This window comes from uncultured Cyclobacterium sp. (genome assembly GCF_963976465.1).
Taxonomy (GTDB): Bacteria; Bacteroidota; Bacteroidia; order Cytophagales; family Cyclobacteriaceae; genus Cyclobacterium.
The window spans coordinates 1-4,758 of sequence record NZ_CAXBOC010000445.1 but is presented as its reverse complement, the minus strand read 5'-3'; the positions used below and the strand labels follow the sequence as shown (position 1 = coordinate 4,758).

The 4,758-nt window shown below is 38.1% G+C and carries 3 protein-coding genes and 1 pseudogene; 2 read left to right on the top strand and 2 right to left on the bottom strand.

Features of this window, described 5'->3' with window-relative positions; all coding sequences use genetic code 11:
• Both AAC037_RS19900 and AAC037_RS19895 read left to right on the top strand, forming a co-directional pair.
• Nucleotides 1-305: pseudogene (locus AAC037_RS19900) on the top strand (DNA polymerase IV); the annotation flags it as partial.
• Between the two features lie 268 nt (nucleotides 306-573).
• Nucleotides 574-768, top strand: a complete 195-nt coding sequence (locus AAC037_RS19895; protein WP_339905076.1) for a hypothetical protein — start codon at nucleotides 574-576, stop codon at nucleotides 766-768.
• On the opposite strand, the gene AAC037_RS19890 is transcribed toward AAC037_RS19895, so the two are convergent.
• Both AAC037_RS19890 and AAC037_RS19885 read right to left on the bottom strand, forming a co-directional pair.
• Nucleotides 765-3,038 (bottom strand): BamA/TamA family outer membrane protein, encoded by a 2,274-nt coding sequence (locus AAC037_RS19890; protein ID WP_339905074.1) that lies wholly within the window; start codon nucleotides 3,036-3,038, stop codon nucleotides 765-767. The genes AAC037_RS19895 and AAC037_RS19890 overlap by 4 nt on opposite strands.
• A gap of 49 nt (nucleotides 3,039-3,087) precedes the next feature.
• The coding region (locus AAC037_RS19885; protein ID WP_339905073.1) for a translocation/assembly module TamB domain-containing protein at nucleotides 3,088-4,758 on the bottom strand (1,671 nt) is incomplete at its 5' end.

Sequence of the window (4,758 nt, the reverse complement as noted above, 5' to 3'; positions counted from 1 at the left end):
TTCAAGCCATAGAAGCTACACTTAAAGAAAATATTTTACCGGAGTTTTATCGAAGACTGGAAAGAAACCATGCAAAAGGCAGAACGATTACCGTCAAAATCAAATACAATGATTTTAGCCTTCAAACTCGTAGCAAAACACAGGTAAATCCGATAGCTCTAGAAAAGATGGAAGAAATTGCTTTGGATCTCCTACATCAGGAAGCACTAAATCTACCCATTCGCTTGTTAGGAATAAGTCTTTCTAATCTTATTTCAGATGACCATGACAGGCCCTCAGGTGAACAGCTTAAGTTTGATTATTAAACCTAAGGCTTTTGGTGGATTTATAGGCTCTCAAAAATTCAGTATACTTTTTTATAAAAGAATGCCACATATACAGAACCTTATCTCTTTTAAAACATTCTTAAGTTTACTTATATTCGATTTAAACCTTTTGCCCTTTGCGGCATAAGAATTGCACTATCTGCTACCTTAAGCACAATCTATTATTTACTGTAATCAGCTTATAAAAAACCAATTAATACGGCTTTTAAAAGCTCCCGTGCATTTTGTTTATATAATTTTAAAAATCATGAATAGAGAAAAAGAATACCTACAGTTTGGATTGAAATATGGGATACCATTGGCTGTTATTGGCGCTACTTTAGCCATGAAAAAGTCAAGTAATTTAGGGAAATTACTTACTTTCTCTGTGGTTACACCGGCCATGTTGGCTTATTTGTCCAGCCTTATTAAAACCAAGGAAAAGTTAAACACCGGTCCTTAAAAAGGGTAGCCTATGGCAAAATTAAAAACTAAGTTGCTATTCCTCCAGTCGCTATCCTGCAATTTAAATTCTGAAGCCCAACGCTCTCCTTCCGGCAAGGAGGGGCTTCTAAGAGGGGTAGCTAAATCAAACCTGATTACAAAAAATTCAATGTCCACTCTGAGCCCAATTCCGGCTCCCACTGCCAGCTCTTTGAACCAATCTTTTCCAAATTTACCTCCGAGTAATGCCTCATTTTCATTAACCAGCCAAACATTACCTACATCTACAAAAGTGGCTCCTTTAAGGTAAGAGAATATTGGAAATCTAAATTCTAAATTTCCTTCTAACCTTATATCACCTGCCTGATCAAAATAATTGGCTGTGGTTTCGGTTTCAGGAGTGAAAGATCCGGGTCCCAAAGACCTGATTCTAAAAGCCCTGATACTATTGGGCCCTCCGGAAAAAAACTGTTTGGCAAATGGTAAGGAAACGGAGTTGCCATAAGGAAGTCCTACACCTCCAAACAAGCGGACAGCAAGCAATTTTTCTTCTGTAAATCTCCAGTAATATCTAAAATCGATATCCCCTTTATTGTACTGGGCATAGTTAAATCCCAAGAATTTGTTCTGGTCTTGATTGTTAAATACATTGTTCAACAACCTCAATCCGCCCCCTGCCAGGTCTAAATTGGCTCCAAAATATATACTATGCTCCCTGTATTTATCCATTAGCTTGTTATAAGCAAAATTATAGGTTATTCCTGCGATGAATTGATGCTCAAAACTTTGCCTTAAAAATGGATTGTCCTCCAATATTTCTTCAAATTCACTAGAAGTATTGGAGATGTCTACAAAGTTTAGTGAGATGGGAGTGATCTCATGATAAACAAAACGATTGGCATTCCAGAAATATCCATAAGTAGCCGAAACCGTGTTTAACTTATAATAACCTCGTCTATCCTGATACTCAGTGCCAAGACTAATTTTTGTCTTGGGTACGGAATAAGCAAATCTTTCTTTAATGGCAATAGGAAATACCACTCTAGGAAAGATCAAATCACCTTTTAAGCCTATTTCAAAAGCACTTAAACTTTCTCTATCACCTGCGGCAATTTGGCTTTCATAGCCTACCTCTGCCGTTAGATTAAATGTTTCCCCTCCCTTAAATAAATTTCTATTTCTATAATTCAATAATAAAGTGGGACCGGCAAAATTATTGGATTTGGAAACACCTTGTAATTCGGCCCTAATGGAGCGCTTGTCTAACGGAGTAAGGTAAATATTTGCATCCAATTTCCCTTTCCCTCCGCTCAGACTGGTATCTGTTTCTGTATACCTCAGGTTCACAAACCGAAAATTTCCAATACCAGTTAATCTACTACTGGTTAATCGTGTGTCTTTCGAATTATAAAGGCTGTCTTTTTCAATCAATATGTATTGATCGAGTAAATCAGGCTTGAAAGTCAATTCATTTTGGATAACCATCACATTGTCAACCAAGGTCGTATCTGTCTCCTGCCCATATTTATCCATAGAATAATTAGGATAGACACGGATATTTTGAATTTCATAGGGCACTATACCTTTTTCAGGCGCATTTTGTTTGAGCCTTAAAAAGAGGTCAAACCTTTTACCTTCATATTGGTTGGTATCGGCTTCAAAAATTAAAAAATCAGGGTTAAAATTATAAAAACCTTTATTTTTAAGGGCTTCATTTAATCTTACCCTTTCATTTTTCATCATTTCCAGAGAAAAGTAATCTCCTTCAGCTATTTCTGTTTTATCAAGCAATTCCCTGATGCCACGGTCTATTGCAGAACTGTCTTTTTCATATTGATAGGTGGCCAATTCATAGGGTTTAGCCAAATCTACCGAATAGTTAACTGATGCTTTTTTGGGACCGGCCTCCACATTTGCACTCACCCTAGAAAAAAAGAATCCATTGTTATCTAGTCTGTTTACAACCAGGCTTTGGGTTTTTTCGGCGTCCACATCACTTAAATACACAGGCTCTTCTCCCAATTTCTTATAAATAAATCGATTGATAAAGCCCGGATTTTCCTGCTGCATTTTATAGTGACTCCACAAACCAATCCGCATTCCCAAAATTTTAGCATTGGGTTCGGGCTCGAGCAGGCCTTCAAGTTCCGCGTTAATCGCTTTAAAACCTTTTACAGAGAAATCCCTATTGATTTTCAAAGTGGCTCCCGTATATAATTTTTCGTCTTCAGGAATATATTTAGAAACGCTACAACTTACCAAAAACCACAAGGGTAATAGTAAAGCCATTGCTAACAATGACTTGATATTTGATAATTGGAATAAAGTATAGCATTTATTAATTTTCATTGTTCTCCTCTTCTGCTTGATTTTCTTGTTCTTTTCTCCTAGAATCTATACCTCTCCAGAGGTCTTCGAATTTATTGAACTCTCTATTGAAAATTACAGAAAGCCCGGTGACAACCAATTGTCCATCTATAAAACTTTCAAATTGATTTTTTCTAAAGCCCCTTGCTCTATAGCGTCCATTTTCGGTAATTAAATACTCTACACTAACATTGCCTAGCAGAGAATTACCTGTGCCTGTAGAAGAACTTCCCTCTATGTCAATTTGACTACCTACCTGAACAATTAGCCTATCGTCTAAAAACCTTTTACTGGCATTTACATTGAGCTGGGTCCTTGACTGTGGGGAATCTCCTTGATAATCCTCAAAGCTATCCAACCCCACATCTAATTCTAATCCTGTCCCCCCTACTAAACTGTTGGTAAAGGTATTTAATTGACCTGAAAGTAACTGGCTCACACTGGATCTGGCCATGGCTGCGGTTCCTCCACTGCCCGAATTATCTCCACTAGGAAAAAAGCTATTTAACACCAATAATGAAAAAACTTGGCGGTTTAACTCCCCTTCTTGGTTGTTCAATTGCTTCACTTGCGCATATACGGCACCACCCAATGCTCCCCTTTCGTCTTCAGGCATATCCATTGTAAATGAGATCTCAGGTTTGAGCAGTTCTCCATCTATATTAAGGTAAACGATAAAAGAAAACTCTTGCCTGTATTTGGACATTGTTTCTCGGGATCCCCCGGATGCTGTGGCTGTCATTAAGTCTGAGGCAGAGGTTTTAACACTATATATTGCCGTAATATCCATATTGGCATCCATGGGATCACCTGCCCAGCTAATGGTACTTCCTTCTTGAATTTCAAACCGCTTGCTTACCAAATTGTACAAACTCAATTCATAATGGCCTTTGGACAACTCGTAAATCCCACTTAAGGTCACTCTCCCATTTGGATCCATATTCAATTGGAGATTTGCCGCCCCTTCCACCATTAAATTGTCTCCGGATCTTTCATCAATTACAAGATTAAAAACTGCTTCCGAAGATACATTTAATAGCATATCTACCTTATAGCCGGTATAGCCTGAATTGCTTGTTTCTTCGAGTCTTTTGGTAAGGATATCTTCAGGGTTTTCTCTGTTGACAAAGGTGACTACCCCTTGCCTTTCCACCACATCCAGCTGACTTTCTGGGATCACCACACTTAAGTTTGTCCCCTTGTCGACTGAAATATCGGCATCTATTATGGGTAAATTCAAGTCTCCTTTTATGGTCACATCTGCTCCAATCAATGCATCACCATAAAATAAATCATTGTCTTCTTGCGTAGAGTTCAGCACTTTAAAATTATCCGCTGTCAAAGAGAGGTCAAATTGAGGGTTGATAAAATCATTTTCGGTAATGATATCCCCATCCAGTACAAAGTTATTGTCTTGGTCATCTTTAATGGTCAGCTGATTCAGGTACACACCTTGATTATCCACCCTTATTTCATCCTTGTCAATTGCAAAGCGAGCATTCAAGGTGGCAACGGTAAATTCAGTCTCATTGAAGGCTAAATTTCCGGAGTAAATTGGGTCTGAAGAACTTCCTTCCACTTTAAATTCACCTGAAATAAATCCATTCCCATCGCTTATGGCTCCGGCCGTAAGTCCATCCAA

Excerpts from the sequence above, each read along its gene's own strand:
- AAC037_RS19890 (WP_339905074.1), bottom strand. The coding sequence starts at position 3,038 with ATGGCTTTACTATTACCCTTGTGGTTTTTGGTAAGTTGTAGCGTTTCT.
- AAC037_RS19895 (WP_339905076.1), top strand. The coding sequence starts at position 574 with ATGAATAGAGAAAAAGAATACCTACAGTTTGGATTGAAATATGGGATA.